Source organism: Pseudomonas cannabina (assembly GCF_900100365.1).
Taxonomy (GTDB): domain Bacteria; phylum Pseudomonadota; class Gammaproteobacteria; order Pseudomonadales; family Pseudomonadaceae; genus Aquipseudomonas; species Aquipseudomonas cannabina.
In genome coordinates this window covers 1,809,049-1,830,985 of the sequence record NZ_FNKU01000001.1, presented here as the reverse complement: position 1 = coordinate 1,830,985, position 21,937 = coordinate 1,809,049, and the positions used below count along the sequence as shown (strand labels likewise).

18 protein-coding genes and 1 pseudogene are annotated in these 21,937 nt (G+C 60.2%); 14 read left to right on the top strand and 5 right to left on the bottom strand.

What is annotated here, in order from left to right:
* The first annotated feature begins 5 nt into the window (after window positions 1–5).
* From BLT55_RS08575 to BLT55_RS08545, 7 genes are all read left to right on the top strand, one after another.
* The gene (locus tag BLT55_RS08575) at window positions 6–668 is read left to right on the top strand and encodes an amino acid ABC transporter permease (RefSeq protein ID WP_055000746.1); all 663 of its coding nucleotides are present in this window, start codon (window positions 6–8) and stop codon (window positions 666–668) included.
* A complete protein-coding gene (locus tag BLT55_RS08570; RefSeq protein ID WP_055000745.1) occupies window positions 665–1,456 on the top strand; it encodes an amino acid ABC transporter ATP-binding protein in 792 nt (263 codons plus the stop codon). Before BLT55_RS08575 ends, BLT55_RS08570 begins: the two co-directional genes overlap by 4 nt.
* A 40-nt stretch (window positions 1,457–1,496) precedes the next feature.
* Window positions 1,497–1,883, top strand: coding sequence for a RidA family protein (locus BLT55_RS08565; protein WP_005892869.1), 387 nt, complete (start codon window positions 1,497–1,499; stop codon window positions 1,881–1,883).
* A gap of 77 nt (window positions 1,884–1,960) precedes the next feature.
* Window positions 1,961–2,725, top strand: a complete 765-nt coding sequence (locus BLT55_RS08560; RefSeq protein WP_054079478.1) for an IclR family transcriptional regulator — start codon at window positions 1,961–1,963, stop codon at window positions 2,723–2,725.
* Between the two features lie 14 nt (window positions 2,726–2,739).
* Window positions 2,740–3,945, top strand: a complete 1,206-nt coding sequence (locus tag BLT55_RS08555) for an amino acid deaminase (RefSeq protein ID WP_055000744.1) — start codon at window positions 2,740–2,742, stop codon at window positions 3,943–3,945.
* 27 nt (window positions 3,946–3,972) lie between these two features.
* On the top strand, window positions 3,973–4,896 hold the full coding sequence (kdgK, locus tag BLT55_RS08550) for a 2-dehydro-3-deoxygluconokinase (protein ID WP_055000743.1): 924 nt from the start codon (window positions 3,973–3,975) through the stop codon (window positions 4,894–4,896).
* 128 nt (window positions 4,897–5,024) lie between these two features.
* Window positions 5,025–7,544: a UvrD-helicase domain-containing protein gene (locus BLT55_RS08545; RefSeq protein WP_055000742.1), complete on the top strand. Its 2,520-nt coding sequence runs from the start codon at window positions 5,025–5,027 to the stop codon at window positions 7,542–7,544.
* Between the two features lie 31 nt (window positions 7,545–7,575).
* Here BLT55_RS08545 and BLT55_RS08540 read toward each other — a convergent pair whose 3' ends face one another.
* A complete protein-coding gene (locus tag BLT55_RS08540) occupies window positions 7,576–7,842 on the bottom strand; it encodes a DUF1652 domain-containing protein (protein WP_055000741.1) in 267 nt (88 codons plus the stop codon).
* A 374-nt stretch (window positions 7,843–8,216) separates the two neighbouring features.
* On the opposite strand from BLT55_RS08540, the gene BLT55_RS08535 reads away from it, so the two are divergent.
* Window positions 8,217–9,296, top strand: a complete 1,080-nt coding sequence (locus tag BLT55_RS08535; protein ID WP_055000740.1) for a polyamine ABC transporter substrate-binding protein — start codon at window positions 8,217–8,219, stop codon at window positions 9,294–9,296.
* Between the two features lie 22 nt (window positions 9,297–9,318).
* On the opposite strand, the gene BLT55_RS08530 is transcribed toward BLT55_RS08535, so the two are convergent.
* From BLT55_RS08530 to BLT55_RS08520, 3 genes are read right to left on the bottom strand one after another with little or no spacing between them, the layout of a single operon-like run.
* A complete protein-coding gene (locus tag BLT55_RS08530) occupies window positions 9,319–10,032 on the bottom strand; it encodes an ABC transporter ATP-binding protein (protein ID WP_054079481.1) in 714 nt (237 codons plus the stop codon).
* A gap of 3 nt (window positions 10,033–10,035) precedes the next feature.
* Window positions 10,036–10,884 (bottom strand): ABC transporter permease, encoded by an 849-nt coding sequence (locus BLT55_RS08525; RefSeq protein WP_055000739.1) that lies wholly within the window; start codon window positions 10,882–10,884, stop codon window positions 10,036–10,038.
* Complete coding sequence (locus BLT55_RS08520; RefSeq protein WP_055000738.1) at window positions 10,881–11,891, bottom strand: aliphatic sulfonate ABC transporter substrate-binding protein; 1,011 nt, start codon at window positions 11,889–11,891, stop codon at window positions 10,881–10,883. Before BLT55_RS08520 ends, BLT55_RS08525 begins: the two co-directional genes overlap by 4 nt.
* A 1,126-nt stretch (window positions 11,892–13,017) precedes the next feature.
* Between BLT55_RS08520 and BLT55_RS08510 the strand changes: the two are divergent.
* Window positions 13,018–13,694: pseudogene (locus tag BLT55_RS08510) on the top strand (hypothetical protein).
* A 20-nt stretch (window positions 13,695–13,714) separates the two neighbouring features.
* Here BLT55_RS08510 and BLT55_RS08505 read toward each other — a convergent pair.
* Complete coding sequence (locus BLT55_RS08505; RefSeq protein ID WP_054999587.1) at window positions 13,715–14,710, bottom strand: aldo/keto reductase; 996 nt, start codon at window positions 14,708–14,710, stop codon at window positions 13,715–13,717.
* Window positions 14,711–15,274: 564 nt separating this feature from the next.
* On the opposite strand from BLT55_RS08505, the gene lexA reads away from it, so the two are divergent.
* Genes lexA through BLT55_RS08475 form a run of 5 tightly spaced genes read left to right on the top strand, consistent with a single transcriptional unit; the run spans window position 15,275 to window position 21,934 of the window.
* Window positions 15,275–15,892, top strand: a complete 618-nt coding sequence (lexA, locus tag BLT55_RS08495) for a transcriptional repressor LexA (protein WP_054998930.1) — start codon at window positions 15,275–15,277, stop codon at window positions 15,890–15,892.
* Window positions 15,892–16,512 carry a translesion DNA synthesis-associated protein ImuA gene (gene imuA, locus BLT55_RS08490; protein ID WP_054998931.1) on the top strand — a complete coding sequence of 207 codons (621 nt, stop codon included), beginning with the start codon at window positions 15,892–15,894 and terminating at the stop codon, window positions 16,510–16,512. The genes lexA and imuA overlap by 1 nt, the downstream gene beginning before the upstream one ends.
* Window positions 16,513–16,519: 7 nt before the next feature.
* A complete protein-coding gene (locus tag BLT55_RS08485) occupies window positions 16,520–17,935 on the top strand; it encodes a Y-family DNA polymerase (protein WP_054998932.1) in 1,416 nt (471 codons plus the stop codon).
* A complete protein-coding gene (locus BLT55_RS08480) occupies window positions 17,932–21,027 on the top strand; it encodes an error-prone DNA polymerase (protein WP_054998933.1) in 3,096 nt (1,031 codons plus the stop codon). Before BLT55_RS08485 ends, BLT55_RS08480 begins: the two co-directional genes overlap by 4 nt.
* Before the next feature lie 55 nt (window positions 21,028–21,082).
* Window positions 21,083–21,934: an urea carboxylase-associated family protein gene (locus BLT55_RS08475; protein WP_054998934.1), complete on the top strand. Its 852-nt coding sequence runs from the start codon at window positions 21,083–21,085 to the stop codon at window positions 21,932–21,934.
* Window positions 21,935–21,937: the final 3 nt, after the last annotated feature.

Here is a 21,937-nt window from a genome sequence, read left to right as displayed (position 1 = left end):
CTGTCATGTACCAACCCCCTGGCTGGTTGCACGAAGTGTGGACCGCGCGTGAAGTGCTCTGGTCCGGCTTCCTGACCAGCATCCAGTGCTCGGCGCTGGCGATTCTGTTCGGTACCCTGATCGGCATGTGCGCCGGCCTGACCCTGACCTATGGCGGATTCTTCGCCCGCTTGCCGGTCCGCCTGTATGTCGACCTGATTCGCGGCACACCGGTGTTCGTGCTGGTGCTGGCGGTCTTCTACATGGTGCCGGCGCTGGGGTGGCAGATCAGCGCGTTTCAGGCGGGCGCGATAGGCCTGACGCTGTTTTGCGGCTCCCACGTTGCGGAGATCGTGCGCGGTGCCTTGCAGGCCATTCCCCGCGGCCAGATCGAAGCCGGCAAGGCGATTGGCCTGCGCTTCAATCAGACCCTGCGTTACGTGCTGCTGCCGCAGGCCATGCGCCAGATCCAGCCGACCTGGGTCAATTCCTCGACCGAGATCGTCAAGGCCTCGACCCTGTTGTCGGTGATCGGTGTCGCCGAGTTGCTGCTGAGTACCCAGCAGGTGATCGCGCGCACGTTCATGACCCTGGAGTTTTACCTGTTCGCAGGTTTCCTGTTCTTCCTCATCAACTACGCCATCGAGCTGCTTGGGCGACAAATCGAAAAACGGGTGGCCTTGCCATGACACAGACGCATACCGCAACCCCAGCCCCGGCGCTGTTGAGCATTGAGGGCCTGCATAAATCCTATGGTGAAGTGGACGTGCTCAAGGGCGTCGACCTGCGCATGCAGAAAGGCAACGTCGTCACCCTGATCGGTTCCAGCGGCTCGGGCAAGACCACCTTGCTTCGTTGCGTTAATCTGCTGGAAGAGTTTCAGGGCGGTCACATCCGCCTTGAGGGGCAGGATATCGGCTACAGCGAGGTCGACGGCAAGCGCGTCCGCCATCCGGAGCGCCTGATCGCACAACACCGCGCCATGACCGGCATGGCGTTCCAGCAATTCAACCTGTTTCCGCACCTCAGTGCCTTGCAGAACGTGACCCTTGGCCTGCTCAAGGTCAAGAAAATGCCCAAGGATCAGGCGATAGCGCTGGCCGAAAAATGGCTGGACCGTGTCGGCCTGCTGGAGCGGCGCAATCACTTCCCCGGCCAGTTGTCTGGCGGTCAGCAACAGCGCGTGGCGATTGCCCGCGCGATTGCCATGAACCCCAGCCTGATGCTGTTCGACGAAGTCACTTCGGCCCTCGATCCGGAGCTGGTCGGCGAAGTGCTGAGCGTGATCAAGGACCTGGCCGAGGAGGGCATGACCATGTTGCTGGTCACCCACGAGATGCGCTTTGCGTATGAGGTGTCGGACCAGATCGTGTTCATGAATCAGGGCCGTATCGAAGAGCAGGGCGCACCGAAAACCCTGTTCGAACAGCCGAAATCGGCGCGTTTGAGCGAATTCCTCAAGAACATCCGTTTTTAATGTTTCAACACTGTCAATTTTTCAGCATCAGGAGAACTTCATGACTATTACCCGTTACGGCGCAGGCAGCACCGCAGGTGGCGGTCAGCCGCGTCCATTCGCCCGCGCGGTCGAAGCCGATGGCTGGTTGCACGTATCCGGCCAGGTTCCCGCGCAGGACGGCGAGATCATCGTCGGCGGCATCGTCGAACAGACGCACCAGACCATGCGCAACCTGATCGCCATTCTTGAAGAGGCCGGTTACGACATCAAGGACGTGGTTCGCGTCGGCGTATGGCTGGAAGATCCACGTGACTTCTGGAGCTTCAACAAAGTCTTCGGCGAATACTTCAGCCCCGAACACGCCCCGGCCAGGGCTTGCGTGCAGGCCAGCATGATGGTCGACTGCAAGGTCGAAATCGACTGCATAGCTTATAAGCGCAAGTAACAGCTGCAAGCTGCAAGCTATAAGCCAGATCAAATGAGGCTTTTGGCTTGAAGCTGCAGTTTTCCAAGGAACCTTTCATGACCGAAGACTTGATCAAACGCCGGGCGCGTGGGTTGGACCGGGCGTTCGATATTCTGGATTTTCTCAAGGAAAAGGCCAGGCCCATGCGCCCCAATGAAATTGCCAGCGGGATTGGCAGCCCCAAATCAACGGTCTACGAACTGGTGGCCTCGTTGCTGGAGCGGCGGATACTGGAAACGGTCGGCAGGGACGGGCATGTCTATCTGGGCCGACAGCTGTATTTTCTCGGCCAGGCGCACCTGCGGCATTTCGATTTCACGCGCGAGGCGGAGGCCTGCCTGGGCGATATCGTCAGCCAGACCCGGGAAACGGCGCAGATGTGCCTGCTCAATGGCCGCAAGTACACGGTGGCGCTGATGAAAGAGGGCGAGCGGCATTTCCGGATTTCTTCGGATATCGGCGAAAACGCGCCGATTCCCTGGACAGCCTCCGGCCGCTTGCTGCTCAGCCATCTGAGCGATCAGCAAATCATAGACCTGATCGATCCTGACGACTTCATCCTGCCGGGCGGCGAGCGCCTTCCGCTGGAGAGGTTCCTGCAGGAAATCCGCAAGGCCGGTGAGGAGGGTTTCTTTTCTTTCGACAGCGTGGCCGACACCTTCACCCACTGTTTTGCCGCCCCGGTGAAGAACGAGCACGGCCAGTGCATCGCAACGCTGTGCATCGTCGCGCCACGGGCCGATGCCAAAACCCATTACAGCGACTACCGTCGGGTGCTGATCGACAGCGCCAACGGCCTGGCTCGCCGAATCAACGAATAACCAGGAGATTACCGATGAGCATCGCCGTCATGGAAAAAGGCACTGCACAGCCGGGTGACAGTCTGACCCGCGACGTCAGCCTGCCTGCACTGGTCATCCACAATCAGGCGCTGGAGCACAATATTCGCTGGATGCAGCGTTTTGTCACCGACAGCGGTGCGGAACTGGCACCCCACGGCAAGACCAGCATGGTCCCCGCGCTGTTTCGCCGCCAACTGGATGCGGGCGCCTGGGGCATGACCCTGGCGACTGCCGTGCAGACTCAGGCCGCGTATGCCCATGGTGTAAAGCGCGTGTTGATGGCCAATCAGTTGGTCGGTGCGCCAAACATGGCGCTGATCGCTGATCTGCTGGCTGATTCGATGTTCGAGTTTCACTGCATGGTCGACCATCCGGACAACGTTGCAGCACTCGGCGAGTTCTTTGCCGCCCGTGGTCTGCGTTTGAACGTGATGATCGAATATGGCGTGCCGGGTGGCCGCTGTGGCTGTCGTAGCGAAGCGCAGGTGCTGGCGCTGGCCGACGCCGTTCAGGCCCAGCCAACGCTGGCGTTGACCGGTATCGAGGGTTACGAAGGGGTTATTCATGGCGAGCACGCCATCGCAGGCATCAAGGCATTTGCCGCCTCGCTGGTACGCTTGGCGGTCGATTTGCAGGAGCAGGGCGCGTTCGCTCTCGATCGACCGATTGTGACGGCGTCGGGCTCGGCCTGGTACGACCTGATTGCAGAAGCGTTCGATGCCCAGGCGGTGCGCGAACGCTTCCTCAGCGTGTTGCGCCCCGGCAGTTACGTGGTGCACGACCATGGCATCTACAAGGATGCGCAATGCTGCGTGCTGGATCGACGCGCCGAACTGAGCGAAGCGCTACGCCCGGCGCTGGAAGTCTGGGCACATGTGCAGTCCTTGCCAGAGCCCGGTTTTGCAGTGATCGCCATGGGCAAGCGCGACGTTGCCTACGACGCCGGCCTGCCCAATCCGCTGCTGCGCTACAAGGCAGGCGCTTTGCCCGCCTCGGGTGATGACGTCAGTGCCTGCAAGGTCACTGCTGTCATGGATCAGCATGCCTTCATGACAGTCGCGCCCGGTTGCCAGTTACAGGTCGGCGACATCATTTCCTTCGGCACCTCGCACCCGTGTCTGACCTTCGACAAGTGGCGTTCAGGTTGTCTGGTGGATGATGACTTACGCGTGATCGAGCCCTTCAGCACGTTTTTCTAGTCAGGTATTCGAAGGAGTTATCGCCCCATGAGCCTTCCACGCGTCGCCCTGATCGGCGAATGCATGATCGAATTGCAGCAGCATGCCGACGGCAGCCTGCGCCAGAGTTTCGGCGGCGACACGCTGAATACTGCGGTGTATCTGTCCCGCCTGCTGGGTTACCGCGCCCAGGTGGATTACGTGACCGCGCTGGGTGACGACAGCTTCAGCGAAGCCATGTGCAGGGCCTGGGCCGACGAGGGCATCGGCCTTGGCAAGGTGCAACGCTTGCCCGGGCGTCTGCCGGGGCTTTATTGCATTCAGACCGATGCCAATGGCGAACGGCGTTTTCTGTACTGGCGCAATGAGGCCGCTGTGCGTGACTGCTTCATGACGCCGGCTGCCGAACCGATCCTCTCGGCGCTGGCCAGCTACGACGTGTTGTATTTCAGCGGCATCACCCTGGCGGTCTTGGGTGAACAGGGCCGTGCGCGGCTGCTGGAGGCACTGGTGCGGGCCAGAGCGCGTGGGGTAAAGATCGCGTTCGACAACAATTATCGGCCACGGCTGTGGGCCAGCGTCGAAGAGGCGCGGCAGGTCTATCAGGCCTTTTTGCCACAGGTAGACCTGGCATTGCTGACTGAGGACGACGAACAGGCGCTGTATGGTTACGCCGACAGCGAGCAGTTATTGAGTGCCTATCGGCAACGCGGCATTGGTGAAGTTGTGGTCAAACGCGGTGCACAGAGCTGCCTGATAGACGCGGGCGGCGAGCGCTTCGAGATCGCTGTGCAGAAGGTCGAGCGCGTGGTCGACACTACGGCGGCGGGAGACTCGTTCAGTGCGGCCTACCTGGCCGCCCGGCTCGGTGGCGAACACCCGCGACTGGCTGCCGAAGCCGGGCATCGCCTGGCCAGTGTGGTCATTCAGCACCCCGGTGCGCTGGTGCCGAAAGCGGTCATGCCCGTTTGACAGTACCTGCCAGAGTGCATGCAGTTGATCGGCTAACGCACTGACAGCAAAGCATTTCACTGGAACCTGCAGGCGAATCCGGCCACCATAGGCGCCCATTCTGCCTGCAAGCCACCCATGGAGTCTGCGTGCCCGACGATCTGCCCTCCGAGCTTCCTCATGACCTGGATGTCGATCTCATACCGCCCCGGCAATTGCCGCTGGTCAAACGCCAGTTGGCGCGTTTGATGGGGCGCAGCCTGACCGGGCTGGGCTCGCAGCACACGCCATCCTGGTTTCAAGGGCACGCCGACGGTTATCTCAACGGCCACATCGAAGGCGTGCGCGAAGGCTACGCGGAGGGCTATCTCGACGGGCAGGAGCAGGGACGTCAGGTGCTGGTGATCAGCGACACACGCCCGACCCGGCATCGCGGGCCGAAGGTCGATGACCACTTGTTCGATGACTGGAGGCTGGCACTGACGCCCGAGCTGAAAAAACGTGTCAAGGCAGATGTTGCCGAGAAGTTGCCCGCGCATGCCCAGCCCAGCGCTGCTCAATGGAAGATGATTTTCAGCGACACGCCGTCGACCTATGTCATTGCGGGGGCTGGCGCAGGCAAATCGACATCGCTGGTTTTGCGCATTCTGCTGCTGCATCACTATCTGGGCTACGAGCTGAACGCGATGACGGTGGTGACTTTCACCCGCGAGTCGCGCAAGGACTTCATCGGCAAGCTGATCGACGTTATGGCCTTGTGGGGCCATGCGCTGGAGCAGAAGCAGGCCAGGGACCTGGTACGCACCTTTCATTCGCGCATTCTGCCGCTGGTGCGCAGTTTACCGGGCTTCAAACAGCTGCGTGCTTTCGAAAACCTCGGCAATCAGTCATCAGGCCAGCATTCATCAAGCCAGGACGACGCCGACAGCAACCCGTTTGATTTACGCATCAACGACGCTCAGCGTCAGCAATTGAACCTGTGCTACCGCGGCCTGTACGCCAGCAATGAGCGCTTTCGTGAAGTCATGGCGCCGTTGTATCGCCATGCGTTACAGCTCAAGGAACTGGACCGCGATCATCCCGATGTACAGAAACGCGTGGCGGTGACCGAACTGTCCTCGAAACGTGATGAAGAGTGGTGCGACACGGTAGAGGACCTGTGGATTCGTGCGGGCGCCTGGCCGATAAAAGGCATTGAGCCTATGCGCCAAACCGTTGAAATCAATGGTTTTCCGTTTCACTTTCACGGTTACATCGCCGAGCTCGACGCATGGGTGATTCTGGGTCTGGACGCGAGTGAGGACCAGCAACTCAAGCGTCCGGGTGCCAAATTGCCCGTCTGGGCAGAAGGCGTCATCAAGCGCACACTGTTTCAAGCTTTCTGCGATAAGCCTTTGATATGGTTCGATAACTACAACACTGCGAGCAAGGTTTTGCAGTCGCTTTCCGGGACTGCCGTAGCCGGGCCTGGATTTGATTATCGGGTCAAGGGCGAGCTGGGGGCGGCGCCGCTTCTGGACTGCTTTGTCACTGCTGCCGGCTTTATCGAGAACCTGGGGCTGGATGTGCCAGCTGCGGTGGCCGAAATGAGCTTTGCCAGCGATGACCCGGACCGCTTCTTCTTTGAAGGGCTGAGCCTGTTCTGGAAAGCGTTCGAAGCGCACTTGCTGGCCCAGACCCCGCCCGTCATGACCTACAACCGGATATTCGCCCTGTTTGGCGAAACCTCGCCGCAGAACCTGAGGCAGGTCAGCGACGAGATGCTCAGGCCGTTGTCGCATTTGATGATCGACGAATTTCAGGACGTTTCGCCGCAAATCGTTTCGTGGATTCGCGCCAGCCTGCGCGAGATCCGGCGTCGTGGCCCGGCGATGCACACGGGCCGTATTGCCCAGCACTCATCGCTGCTCTGCGTGGGCGATGACTGGCAATCGATCTACGGCTGGCGCGGCAGTTCGCCAAAGTACTTCATGGAGTTTGCCAAGGAATTCTCGTCCCCGGCCACCACCAAAGTCATGCTCAGCGAGAACTTCCGCAGCCACCAGCACATCATTGACGCGGCGGAGCACATCGTTCGCGCGGCCCCGGCAATTCCCGGCAAGAAAGCCCGTGCCAGTGGCGCGCCTCAGGAGTTGTTGCCGGTCAACGTGCTGGACCGCAACGAGGACGAACTCGCCGAGCGCGTGGCCGAACATTACAACGATGGTGATTCGATCATGCTGCTGTACCGCAAAGGCAGCGAAAAAGCCCGGTTTGCCGAGCGTCTGCAGGCGTTGATCGATGCCGATGCAGCGATGGGCGCACAAGGCCGACGGATCCGCACGCTGACTTATCATAGTTCCAAGGGCTTGCAGGCTGATGCCGTGTTCTTGCTGGGTGACTGTCAGCACCTGACGGTATCGCCCTATAAAAATCAGGTCTACCGCCTGGCAGGGCTGGGCGATGCCAACGATCTTCAGCCGTTCGATACCGCGCAGAAAGATGAGGTGTTGCGTCTGGCCTATGTCGCCATCACACGCTCGGCGCGGCACTGTTATTGGTACATCGATGAAAATGCCGGCAGCGCAGACAGCCCGCAGATGCCCAAGGCGTCGGACCGGGTTGCCGGGGACAAGCCATTCTTTGATGACCAGCGCGGCAAGCACAGACAGGCTGACTCTTCAGCCTGATCAACATGTTCAAGTCGGCCTTGAAGCGGGCTCAGGAAAAACCGGCCACCTGTTGCTGCGTGTGCGCGCCGAACAGTTCCAGCTCATCTTCGATGGCTTCGATAATGTGCTCGACGTCCGCCGCATTCATCACGGTAGAGCACGGCAACCCGGCTATGGCCACCACCGTTTCGCCACTGGCCCGATCGAAGAGCCGGGCAATCATGCTGCCGGGCGCGTCCATGGAGGCTTCAAAGCCAGTCGGGTGGAAGTGCCAGCGCATCAACTGGCAGGCATTGGGGAATGTGACTTTATTCATGGCAATGGCCCACCTGAGTCAATCGAGCTTCCAATGCTCCATGGGGTGGCAGACCAACCAGTATGCGTCTGGCAAAGCCGAGATGACCTGACGATGAACGGCATGGCCGATCATCTGTCGGGACGCTGCTTTCCAGCAGGATGACCGAGCGGTCTGACGAGTACTGAAAATAGCACCCGCCGGGCATTTTCTGGAAAAAATTTTTATGACGCTGAATGAAAAAAACAATTACATGAAATGCATCATTAAAAGGTATTGATGGGCATGCTCTGTGCAGAGACTCATCGCTGTCATGGACTGTATTTGCCCCGAACGAAGGTGGTTTTCACGCAGCGTCTGGGGCAAGCTGTCGCTATTGACCCGAGGAACCGCGCATGCTGAAAAAATACCTTGCCGCGCTCATGTTGCTGACCTCGACCAGCCATGCGGCGGAGACGGTCAATATCCTCAACTGGACCGACTACATTGCGCCGGACACGTTGGCAAAGTTCCAGGCCGAGACCGGTTACAAAACCGCCTACGACACCTTCGACAGCAACGAAGCGCTGAACGCAAAACTGGTGGCAGGCCATTCCGGCTACGACCTGGTATTCCCGTCCATTCATTTCATGGGCCGGCAAATCGAGAAGGGCTTGCTCAAGCCACTCGACAAGAGCCAGTTGCCCAATTGGAAAAACCTCAACCCGGTCTTGCTCAAGATGCTGGAAGCCAGTGATCCGGGCAACAGCCACGGGTTTCCCTACCTGTGGGGCAGCACCGGAATCGGCTATGACGTGGCCAAGGTCAAGGACGTGCTTGGGAAGGATGCGCCTGTTGATTCCTGGGACTTGGTGCTGAAGCCGGAAAACATGAAAAAGCTCGCCCAATGCGGCGTCGCGTTTCTCGACAGTGCGCCAGCGTTATTTCCTATCACGTTGAATTACCTCGGTTTGCCGCCCCACAGCGAAGTGCCGGACGATTACGGCAAAGCCGCCGCACTGCTGGACAGTGTGCGGCCCTACATACGCAATTTCAGCGCGGCTGATTACATTGACGACCTCGCTGCCGGAAAAATCTGCGTGGCCGTGGGCTATTCAGGGGATATTTCCCAGGCTCAGGAGCTGGCGAGGAAAGCGGGCAACAGCGCCATAATCAACTACGTCGTGCCCAAGGAAGGCGCGCCCATGTGGTTCGACATGATTGCCATCCCGGCCGATGCACCTGACGTCAAAGGCGCTTACGCATTCATGAACTACCTGTTGCGCCCCGAGGTGATCGCCAACATCACCAACACGGTGCATTACGCAAACGGCAATGAAAAAGCGGATGCGCTGATCAATCCCGGCATATGGTCGGATACCAATATTTATCCCGACGCTGACATGCTCAGCCGGTTGTTTGTGATGGCCCCGGTCTCTGTCGATATTGAAGCGCTGCGCCTGCGGACCTGGAATAAGGTCATGACCGGCAAATAAGGCGGGCATCGGCTGCCTGCAGTCAGATGACGTGGGCCTGATGCAGTTCGGTCAGCGCCTGAGCCTTGAGGCTGGCCAGCAGCGGGTCACGACGGTCTCTCGGTGTCACCAGCCCGACCGCCAACTCATGCGTGATGGTGCCGGGCCGACTGCCCATCACCAGCACCCGATCACTCAGATAAAGCGCTTCATCGACATCATGGGTCACCAGTAGCAGAGTGATCGCATGACGTTGCGCCAGTTGCAGCAACAGATCCTGAAGTTTCATGCGGGTGAAGGCATCCACGGCACTGAACGGCTCATCCAGCAGCAATACGCTCGGACGCGAGTACAGGCCGCGTGCAATCGCCACGCGTTGCGCCATGCCGCCGGACAGCGCTTTTGGTAATGCGTCGGCAAAACCGGACAAACCCACTTCCTCGATCAACTGACCGACCCAGTCGCGGTCATAACGCTCATCGTCACTGAAACCGATATTCTGCTCGACCGTCAGCCAGGGCATCAGCCTCGGTTCCTGAAACACGAACGCCACGTCGCCCCCGGTTCGCGCCACAGCGCCGCGAAAATCCTGCTCCAGCCCGGCGACAATCCGCAGCAGCGTACTTTTACCGCAACCGCTGGGTCCCAGCAGGCTGACGATCTCCCCCGGCCGCAACGACAGGTCAATATTCTGCAACACGGTGTTGCCGGCAAAAGCCTTGTGCTCTACCCGAATGTCCATCAACGAATCCGGCATCGATCAACCCTCACGGCTCTGACCGTTGAATGTGTCCCGCCAGGCCAGAAAGCGTTTTTCCAGGCCCGCCAGCAGGCCGTCGCTGAGTTTGCCCAGTGTGGCGAGGACGATAATGGCGGCCAATACGATGTCCGGGCGCGATGTTTCGCGTCCGTCGCTGAGCAGATAACCGAGGCCTTTGGTGGCTGCGATCAGCTCGGCTGCCACCAGAAACATCCACGCCAGGCTCATGCCGCTGCGCAAACCGGTGAACAGGCCGGGCAGGGCGGCGGGCAGCAGGATGCGTCGGGTCAGGCGATAGCGACTGAAGCCGTACATCTGACCGACCTCTACCAACTTGCGGTCAATGCCGCGAATGGCGGCCACGCCATTGAGGTACACGGGGAAGAACGCGCCGATGGCGATCAGAACGATCTTTGAAGTCTCGCCAATCCCCAGCCACAGCAACAGAAGCGGCACCCAGGCGAGGCTGGGAATCGAACGCAGCCCGGCGAAAGTCGGTTCCAGATAAGCCTCGGCCTCGCGACTGAGCCCGACCCAGGCTGCGAATACCAGCGCCAGACTGGCACCGATCAGAAAGCCGCTGAGCACCCGCAACAGGCTGGCGCTGATGTGCTTCCACAGCGCACCGTCCGCCAGGTCGCGCAGGGTCAGCAGGATTTCACTGGGCGCCGGCATCTGGTAAGACGGCAGCCAGCCGATGCGCACGATGATTTCCAGCAACACGATGACCAGCGCGGGGACTACCAGCCCTTTGAGCCGTGTGCCAGAGCGCTGCCACAAATTGCGCTCCGGCCGGGGAGTAGATGTGCTCTGCGGCAGGGCGGGCAGAGATTTTTCCTGACTACTCATGGGGTCGCGGTCACGGCACTGGAGAAGTCCGGGGTGATCAACTGGTCAATCACCTGCTCGACATTGACACCTTTGCGCACCAGATCTTCCGCGACCAGGATCGGCGCGGCGGACTTGGAGGCTGCCACGTCTTTTGCGCTCAGTTGCGGGTTGCCAAGGTCGGTACGCGACAACTGCAAGCGGGCCACTTCCAGCGGCAATCCGGATTCAGTGGCCAGCAGTTTTGCCAGCTCATCAGGGTTTTTCACGGCCCAATCGCGGGCTTTTTCATAAGCGGTCAATACTGTCTTGATCGCTTGCGGGTGTTCCTTGGCATAGGTTTCGGTCACGCTCAGCACGCCATAGCTGTTGAAATCCTTGTTGCGGTAGAGCAGGCGTGAGCCGGACTGAATTTCGCTGGCCGCCATGTGCGGATCAAGTCCTGCCCAGGCATCCACATCGCCCTTTTCAAGCGCTGTGCGACCATCGGGATGCTGAAGGTGCAGCAACTCGACATCATCCTTCTTCAAACCGGCCTGTTGCAGCGCCCGCAGTGTGAACAGGTACGGGTCGGTGCCTTTGGTTGCAGCGATTTTCTTGCCTTTCAGCTCGGCCACCGATTGCAGCGACGAATCCTTGCGCACCACCAGAGCGGTCCATTCAGCCCGGCTGTAAACGTAGACCGACTTGATCGGGCTGCCGTTGGCCCGGGCCAGCACCGCAGACAGGCTGGCCGAAGAGGCAAAATCGACACTGCCGCTGTTCAGGTATTCCAGCGAACGGTTGCTGCCCTGACTCAGCACCCAAGTGACTTTGGCGTCCGGCAGTGCTTTTTCCAGCCAGCCAAAATGCTTGAGCGCCAGGCTGACCGGCGAATAGTAGGCATAATCCAGACGGACTTCAGCAGGCACGGTTTCCGCCGCCTGAGCTGCGCCCTGCAGACTCATGGCCAAGGCGCAGGTCGTTGCCATCCAGCGAAACCAGGCACGCGGGGTCTGCAACCGAAAAGAAACAGCAAGACTTGGCATAGTGGGTGTCCAGATCAGGAGAACAGGTCGAGACTGCGGCTTCCATATTCCGAAATCAGCAGTTTTCAGAGCGTTAAATTCACAAATGGAATATTGCATGCTCTGTGCCAAAAGCCTGGACGCTTTGAAAACCAAGGGCTGGAGCGATTTATCCCGGTGTGCGGGTGTTGATTGGACAACAGCCTGTCGAATGACTGTTGCTGGAGCAACAGTAAGGCTTCAACGCCGGTTTCTGGCGTTTTTTTGACAGATCATGAGCCCGTTGAGCGGAATTTTTCCCTGTGAGTGCAACACAATCGTTTTTTGACGTTCTTAATCGTCCGTATTCTTAATTCAGACACATGCGCACACTACTATCTGTAGCGGCCTGCAATCGAAATGGCCCGGACCTGCAATCATCGCGTTTTTCGACCAGGATTGATTGCATCTATCCGAGCCAGCAAACCGGGATTATTTGCGAATGAACCTGCGTTCATCTGGTTCGACCTGCAATCGATTGTCATGAACCGGAATTATTTGCGAGTGATCGCTCGCCGCTTATGTCTCATTTGAGCACACCCTTGTGAGACGTATGGCCGAGACGCTTTTTGCGTCTCAATAGGGCGGTTTTTAATTTTTTGATACAGTACGTTCACAAATTCTAGAGTCTAAAGAGACAAACTTGACGATGGCACCTTACGGAGGTAAGAGGTTGGAGCTTCCAACAGCAGCGCTACCGGGCTACCGGACTGAATCGTGTGATCGCAGTACAGGGTGCGGAGCAATGAAACAGAAAGTGCACTAAGCCGAGTGCATCCGCGTAAACCCCGCTAAAATCATCGGTTTTCAGTCGCATTTAATCCTGGTCGGCCGCTCTCGATTGCAGGTCGAAGTGGGTGGATGCAGGTTCGTTTGCAGTCAATGCTGGTTCGCGGTGCCGGATAGACGCAATTAATCCCGGTCGAAAAACGCGATGATTGCAGGTCCGGGCCATTTCGATTGCAGGTCGTTACAACTATCGCGCGTTAATACCTGAGACACGGATTCGACTGATCCGCAAGAAGTTCTCGGGACGAACCGCCCAAGCAGGCGTATTCGCAGCAGCCGGATGGCTGCCCCCCCAAAAATGCGCATCGGACTTTGACAGATGAATATTCCAAAAATACCGTTGACCACCCGACTTCAGCGCCGCCTCGCCTGGCTCTTTTTTCCTGCACTCATGGTGGCTTCAGCCTTGACGCTGCTTACCGTGCTCTCGCCGAGACCAAGAACGGCACGCAGACGCTGGTGTTTCTTCGTCATGCGGAAAAGCCGGCCATGGGGTTGGGGCAGTTGAACTGTCAGGGGCTTAACCGGGCAATCGAACTGTCCGAACTGCTTCCGAAAAAGTATGGCAAGGCCGATTACATTTTTGCGGCAAATCCCAGTCGGCATGTGGAAGAAGGTGAGGGCGATCTGTCCTACAGCTACGTGCGACCTTTGATGACAGTAGGCCCCAGTGCCATCAAGCTCGGGCTGCCCGTCAACATCGACTATGGCGCCAACGATACCGGCGACCTGGCTGACGAGCTGATGCGCGACAAATATCATAACGCAATCATCTACACCGCCTGGTCCCACGGCTACTTGCCGGAACTGATCAACAAGGTTGCTGAAGAAGCCTCCGGCAAGGCCGTGAATCTGGTCGATGACTGGACCAACGATGATTTCGACTCAGTGGTGGTGGTGACGCTCAAGTGGGTCGACGGAAAGGCCACGCTGGACTATCAGAATCACAAACAGAACCTCAACAACGGCACCGAGACGTGCCCGACCTCGACCTGACCTGAAATGGCAGCGCTCTGTCAGCCGTTGAGCGCTTTCATCGATTCCGGGCTGTAACGTTCGCCTGCCACGACACCTTGGGCGGGGAAAATTGCATCCAGTTGGGCAAGCTCATCCTGGCTCAAGGTCAGCGTGGCGGCAGCAACGTTGCTTTCCAGGTACTTGCGCTGTTTGGTGCCAGGAATCGGAATGATGTCATTTCCCTGAGCCAGCACCCAGGCCAGCGCCAGTTGCGAAGCACTGACGCCCTTGGCGGCGGCCAGCGCCTTGACCTTTTCCACCAGCGCCAGATTCCGGGAAAAGTTTTCCCCCTGAAAACGTGGACTGAAGCGGCGATAGTCGTCGGCGGCAAAGTCATCCGGGCTGCGCAGCGCACCGGTCAGAAAGCCCCGGCCCAACGGACTGTAAGCCACGAAGGCAATGCCCAGACGGCGGCAAGTGGCGAGCACATCATCGTGTTCCGGGTCACGCGACCACAATGAATACTCACTTTGCACCGCGGCCAACGGGTGCACCTTGTACGCCCGCTCGATGGTTGCCGCACTGGCTTCGCAGATGCCGATATGGCGAACCTTGCCTGCTTTGACCAGCTCGGCCATGGCACCGACGGTGTCTTCGATCGGCACCGCAGGGTCGACGCGATGCTGGTAATACAGGTCAAGGTAATCGGTATTCAGCCGCTTGAGACTGCCTTCGATGGCCTGCCGAATGTAGTCAGGGCTGCCATTCACGCCACGTGCATGCGGGTCATCACCGCGCACGATGCCGAACTTGCTGGCCAGATAAATACCTTCACGCTTGCCCTCCAGCGCACGGCCCAGCAAAGCCTCATTGGTGTGCGGGCCATACATGTCGGCGGTATCGAGAAAAGTGACACCCAATTCCAGCGCGCGATGCAGCGTCGCGATGGACTCCTGCTCGTCGCTGCCGGTGGTATAAAAGTCCGACATCCCCATGCACCCCAGCCCGATGGCAGAAACCTGCGGCCCGTTTTTACCCAGTTGGCGCGTAATCACAGTGAGTTCTCCTGGCGTTTTAAGTAGCCGTTGAGTCTCTGCTCTTTGGTTGGCTCAATAAACCGGGTGATTGTGATTTCACTGTTGGGAAATTCTAAATAATAGTCTTCACGTCCAGAGCTCCCACAAAAACGATCTAGATGTGCTTTTCGATCGCGATGGCACTGACGACGCAGATTGCGACGTAAGTGACGGCTGAGTCCTGGCGCTGATCCGGGGGATGCGAGGCAGGACGCCGAGCAAGCCGCATTCGGGCCAAGGATGGCCCGTTGCGGCGCCCCCCGGATCAGTGTCAGGACGAAGGAACCCGACGAAGTCGGGCCGGAAACGGAGCTGGGACTTTGCCTACTTTGGTCCCTCAAAGTAAGGCGCTGTAAGGGCGCAATGGTGACCAGAGCCGTAAACCAAAATCACTGACATCGCAGAACCGTCGTGTGGCGCAAAGCGTCACGAAATGCGTCCCAACGCGGACAGAAGCCCCGTTTTTCGAATAATCCGAGACTGAGGTGTTGCCCCTCCAATCCGACCAACTGCGCTAGCCACAAAATACCGAAAAGAGTACAAATGTACTCCATGAGCACATTATCTCCCCGTCGTAGCGCAATCCTTACCTTCATCCGCGATCGCATCGCGCAGCAAGGGCAATCGCCGAGCCTGGCGGAAATTTCCGAGGCCTTCGGTTTTGCTTCGCGCAGCGTGGCGCGCAAACACATCGTGGCCCTTGCCGAAGCCGGACTCATCGAGGTCGTAGCACATCAGGCCCGCGGCATTCGCCTGCTGAACAGCGAGCCGCGCCCCGAACTGCTGGAAATCCCCGTGCTGGGCCGTGTGGCGGCAGGCGCCCCGATTGGCCCGGACCTGGACATACACAGCACATTGCACCTGGATCGCGGCACGTTTACCCGCGTGCCGGACTACTTGCTGCGTGTGCAGGGCGATTCGATGATCGAAGACGGCATATTCGATGGCGATCTGGTGGGCGTGCACCGCAACCCGCAGGCCAGCGACGGGCAGATCGTCGTCGCCCGTCTGGACGGCGAGGTCACCATCAAGCGCTTGCAGCACCGGGGCGATCAGTTGCACCTGCTGCCGCGCAACCCGGCGTATCAACCGATCATCGTCACGCCCGATCAGGACTTCGCCATCGAAGGCGTGTTCTGCGGGCTGGTCCGGCGCGAATGATGGGCGCCGTCGTCAGCCTCGATGCCTTGTTGGACGAGCGCAGGGTCTGGAAGGGGCGTCAGCAGAGCACGCCGCAGGTCAGCCCGCACTCTAGCGGTCATGCGGCGCTGGACAGTGCCCTGCCCACCGGCGGCTGGCCCGCTTCGGCGCTGACCGAAATCCTCATCCCGGCCAACGGCAGTGGCGAACTGCGCCTGCTGTGGCCGAGTCTGGCGCGGCTCTCGGGTATCGGCGAGCGCATCGTACTGGTCGCACCGCCTTACATTCCCTATCCGCAGGCCTGGCTGGCTGCCGGGGTCGATCTGCGTCAACTGGTAGTGATCGAGGCCAGTGCCCGTGATGCGCTATGGGCCGCTGAACAATGCCTGCGCTCCGGCAGTTGCGGTGCAGTGGTGTGCTGGCCCGGCATGGTCGATGACCGTGCGCTGCGGCGTTTGCAAGTGGCCGCCGAAACCGGGCAGACCCTGGCCTTTGCCTGTCGCCCCCAGCAGGCGGCTGCCAACCCGTCGCCCGCCGCTCTGCGCGTTGTCATCGATACCCGTCCCGCACAATTGCGGGTGCTCAAGTGCCGGGGCGGGCTGGCGCCGCCTTTCCCTATTCCATTCCCGACTGACGCTTGAGGTTCTTATGCTGTGGGCCTGTGTCTTACTGCCACAACTGGCGCTCGACGGCGTCATGCGTCGTCGCAGTGATTCCGACGAACCTCTGGCGCTGATCAGCGGCAGTGCACATCGGCGCGTCCTGCAAACCGTCAATCCGGCTGCGCGGGCATTGGGCCTGAGGGCCGGGCAGTCGCTGACGGCGGCGCAGGCACTGGTGCCCAATTTCGCGACGGTCGTCCACGACCCCGCCGACACCGAGCACTTGCAACAGCTGCTCGCCGCCTGGGCTTACGGCTTCAGCTCCAACGTCAGCCTCAAATACCCTCGCGTGTTGCTGATGGAAATCGAGTCCAGCCTCAAGCTGTTCGGCCCGTGGCCGGTGTTCGAGGCGCGCCTGCGGGAAGAGCTGACCGCGCAAGGCTTTCGGCATCGCATCGTGGTCGCGCCCAACCCGATCGCGGCGCGGATGCTGGCCAACATGCACGACGGCCTGAGTATCGATTGCCCGCATGAACTGCGTCGGACGCTGGAGCAGATGCCGCTGGAGCGTATTGGTCTGAGCCGCGAAGTCGCGACGGCCCTGACGCGCATGGGCCTGCGCAGCGTGCGGCAGGTACTGGCTTTGCCGCGCGACACCCTGGCGCGACGTTTTCCGGCCAGCGTCCTGCAGCATCTCGACACACTGCTCGGCGAGCGCCCGGTAGCGCTGGAGTGCTACACGCCGCCTGACTTCTTCGATGTGCGTATCGAACTGAATTTCGATGTCGAATCGCATCAGGCCCTGCTGTTCCCCCTCAAACGACTGATTGCCGACCTGTCCTTGTTTCTGGCCGGGCGCGACAGCGGTGTGCAGCGCTTTGCCCTGCATCTGGAGCACGTCGATGGTCCGGAGACGGTGATTCCGGTCGGGCTGCTCAGCGCCGAGCGCGATGCCTCGATGCTCTTCGAACTGGCGCGCGGCAGGCTGGAGCAGGTGCTGGTGGCCTCGCCGGTCCGTGCGGTGCGTTTGCTGGCGCAGGACTTGCCGGATTTCGTTCCGGCGCACCGCGAGCTGTTCGATGAGCGCGTGCAACAGACCTTGCCCTGGGAGCAACTGCGCGAACGCTTGCGCGCGCGGCTGGGCGACGAGTCGGTCACTGGCCTGCGCGCTCAGGCAGATCATCGCCCGGAATGTGCCTGGCAGCCACAAAGTACCCAAAAGCCGGTTCTGCCAGCCCGAGGCTGCACGCGTCCGGGCTGGCTGTTGCGGGAGCCGCAGCCGTTGCCCGTTCATACCACACGCATTCTGGCCGGGCCCGAACGAATTGAATCTGGCTGGTGGGACGGTGGCGATGTGCGCCGTGACTACTATCTGGTCGAAACCATCAATGGCCAGCGCGCCTGGGCCTATCGCAGCGTAGGCGAGCAGGGTGAACTGCTGCTGCATGGCTGGTTCGCATGAGCACTGAGTATGCCGAACTGCACTGCCTGTCCAATTTCAGCTTTCAGCGCGGCGCTTCGAGCGCCCTTGAATTGTTCGAGCGCGCCTTGCGCCATGGCTATACGGCGCTGGCGATCACCGATGAGTGCACCCTGGCAGGCATCGTCCGTGCCTTGCAGGCGTCACGAAAAACCGGTCTGCCGCTGATCGTCGGCAGCGAAATGTACATCGAAAACGGCCCGAAAATCGTCCTGCTGGTGGAAGACAAGGCGGGATATGAAGCCCTATGCAAATTGATCACGGTGGCGCGGCGGCGAGCCAAAAAGGGTGAATACCGTCTGTTGCGTGAAGATTTCGAGCGGTCATCCAGTGGCTTGCTGGCCATCTGGCTACCGGACATCGAAGGTGACGCTCAGGCTTGTCGGTCACAGGGCAACTGGTTGCGCGAGCACTTTACGGATCGCCTGTGGCTGGGCGTGGAACTGCATCGCGGCGCGGATGACGAGCAGCGCCTGGCCGATCTGTTGGCGCTGGCGCAATCGCTGGGCATTCCGGCAGTGGCCAGCGGTGACGTGCACATGCATGCCCGAGGGCGGCGTGCCCTGCAGGACACCATGACTGCCATCCGCTATCACACCACGGTGGCCGAGGCCGGGCATTTGCTATTCGCCAACGGCGAGCGCCATTTACGGCCTCTGGATGCGCTGGCCGAGCATTACCCGGACTGGCTGCTGGCCGAGTCGGTGCGCATTGCCCGGCGCTGCACATTCGATTTTGAACAATTGAAGTATGAGTATCCCCACGAACTGGTCCCCAAGGGGCATACCGCCACATCATGGCTGCGCGAGCTGACCGAGCGCGGTATTTGCCGGCGCTGGCCAAAGGGGTTGAGTGCGGCGGCGCGGGCGCAGGTCGAGAAGGAGCTGGCGCTGATCACGGAAAAGAAGTTCGACAGCTACTTTCTGACGGTCCACGACATCGTCGAGTTTGCCCGCAGCCAGCACATTCTGTGTCAGGGTCGTGGGTCGGCGGCCAACTCGGCGGTGTGTTACGCGCTGGGGATCACCGAGCTGAACCCGGAAAAGAGCAACCTGCTGTTCGAGCGCTTCATTTCCAAAGAGCGCAACGAGCCACCGGACATCGACGTGGATTTCGAGCATGACCGCCGCGAAGAAGTCATTCAGTACATATTTCGGCGTTATGGCCGGGGCCGGGCAGCACTGACCGCCGTGGCCAGCACCTATCACGGTTCAGGCGCCATGCGCGACGTCGCCAAAGTGCTGGGCTTGCCATCCGACCAGATCAATACCCTGGCCGAAGCCTTCAGTCGCTGGAGCGATTCGCTGCCGTCGCCCGAGCGCCTGCGCGAGTACGGGTTCGATGCTGACACGCCGATCCTCAAGCGCGTGCTCGCGCTGACCGGCGAACTGATCGGCTTCCCCCGGCACCTGTCGCAGCATCCGGGCGGGTTCGTGATTTCCGAGCACCCGCTGGACACCCTGGTGCCAGTCGAGAATGCGGCGATGGCCGAGCGCACCATCATCCAGTGGGACAAGGACGATCTGGACCTGGTCGGCCTGCTGAAAGTCGACATCCTCGCCCTGGGCATGCTCAGCGCGCTGCGCAGGACGTTCGACCTGGTGCATCTGCATCGCGGCAAGCGATGGACCCTGGCAGATATGTCAGGTGATGATCCAGAAACCTACGAAATGATCAGCCGCGCCGACACCATCGGCGTGTTCCAGATCGAGTCCCGCGCGCAGATGGCCATGTTGCCGCGCCTGAGGCCGGAAAAGTTTTACGATCTGGTCATCGAAGTCGCCATCGTTCGACCGGGGCCGATTCAGGGCGATATGGTTCACCCGTACCTGCGTCGGCGCAATGGTGAAGAGGCCATTACCTATCCACCCAAGCTGAAAAGTGTCTTTGAGCGCACCTTGGGCGTGCCGTTGTTTCAGGAACAGGTCATGGAAGTGGCAATCATCGCTGCCGATTACACACCCGGCGAGGCCGACGAACTGCGCCGCGCGATGGCGGCCTGGAAGCGTCACGGCGGGCTGGACCCGCACCGTGAACGTTTGCGCAGCGGCATGCTGAAAAACGGCTACGAAGCGGATTTCGCCGACCGCATCTTCGAACAGATCAAAGGCTTTGGCAGCTACGGTTTTCCTGAATCCCACGCCGCCAGCTTCGCCTTGCTGACCTACGCCAGTTGCTGGCTCAAATGCCACGAACCGGCTGCCTTTACCTGCGCGCTGATCAACAGTTGGCCGATGGGCTTTTACAACCCGGATCAGCTGTTGCAGGACGCTCGCCGCCATCACATCGAAATCCGCCCGGTGGACGTGCGTTACAGCCACTGGGACTGCACGCTGGAACCGGTCGATCACCCCGACAGCACGCGCAATCTGGCCATCCGCCTCGGGTTGCGCATGCTGCGCAGTTTTCGTGAAGACGATGCCCTGCGCATCGAAGCGGCTCGCTCGAAAAGGCCGTTTGCCGATGCTACCGACCTGACAGTACGCGCCGAGCTCGATTCGCGCGCCGCCGAAGCGCTGGCAGATTCCGGGGCCTTGCGCGGCCTGATCGGCCATCGGCACCGGGCGCGCTGGGAAGTGGCCGGGGTCGAAGCCCAGCGTCCGTTGTTCGATGACCTGCCCAGTGAAGAAACCCAGGTCACGCTGCCGCTGCCGACCGTGGGCGAAGACCTGATGGCCGATTACGCGACACTGGGCACCACCCTCGGCCCGCACCCACTGGCCCTGTTGCGCAGGCAACTGGCTGCCAAACGCTTTCGCAGTTCGCAGGACCTGTTGACCTTGGAGAACGACCGAACCCTCAGCCTTGCGGGGCTGGTCATCGGCCGCCAACGACCGGGCACCGCCAGCGGCGTGACCTTCGTGACCCTGGAAGACGAATTCGGCATGGTCAACGTCGTGGTCTGGCGCGATCTGGCCGAGCGCCAGCGCAAGGTATTGGTCGGCTCGCAACTGCTGCAAGTGTTTGGCCGACTGGAATCGAAAAGCGGCGTTCGCCACCTGATCGCCCAGCGGCTGTATGACCTGACGCCGTTATTGACCGGGCTGGATGTGCGCAGTCGGGATTTTCAGTGATCAGGCCTGCAATTTGCAGTATTAATCTGCACATCCTGCCAACGAGAACCCGCGAATGTACAAAGACTACCCAGCCGCCTACCAGGTCAGCAAAGGCGCAGCGTTGCACGTGGACACCGCTTTTTACGAGCGTATACGGGCTAATGCGCCGCAGCGCACGCTGGTCGAGCAGTTCGAAGTGCCGATTCGTACCGGGCGCGCCTGGAAGGTCAAGGCCGGGCAAGTGTTTCGAGTCACCACACCGGTGGGGCCGCAAGTGGGGGATTTCAACGTGTGGAATGCCCATGACCCTCGTGAGCGCTTGTGGGCGGCGCGTACGCGGCAGTTGCAGGGCGCGCATGTCAGCACCCATGACCGGCTGTGGTCGAACCTGCCGTTTTTGCGGCCGCTGGTCACCATCACCGATGACAGCCTGGCCAGCTATGGCATCGACGAGCACGGCGGCCGCCTGCATGACTTGCTCGGCACGCGCTGCGACCCTTATGTCAACAAGATGCTGACCGGCGAAGACTTCCATCATCACTGCCATTCGAATCTGACCCGCGCAGTGCTGCCGCACGGTTTGACCGAGTTTGATGTGCATGACGTGCTGAATATCTTTCAGTGCACCGGCCTGAATCATGACGACATGTATTTCATGAAAGCCTGCCCGGCGCAGAAGGGTGACTACCTGGAGTTTTTTGCGGAAATCGACCTGCTGTGCGCGCTGTCGACCTGTCCGGGTGGCGACCTGTCATTGCCAATGTGGGGCCCGGAAGCGCAGGACCCGCTAAGTGTCTGTCGGCCATTGGGTGTCGAGATCTATGACCTCGACGCCTCGCTGCTTGAGGGCTGGCAGTCGCCCGAGCGTGCGGCGTATAAGGGCCTGCATGGCTTGCACATTGCCAAGGCTGACTGGGAAAAGTAACGG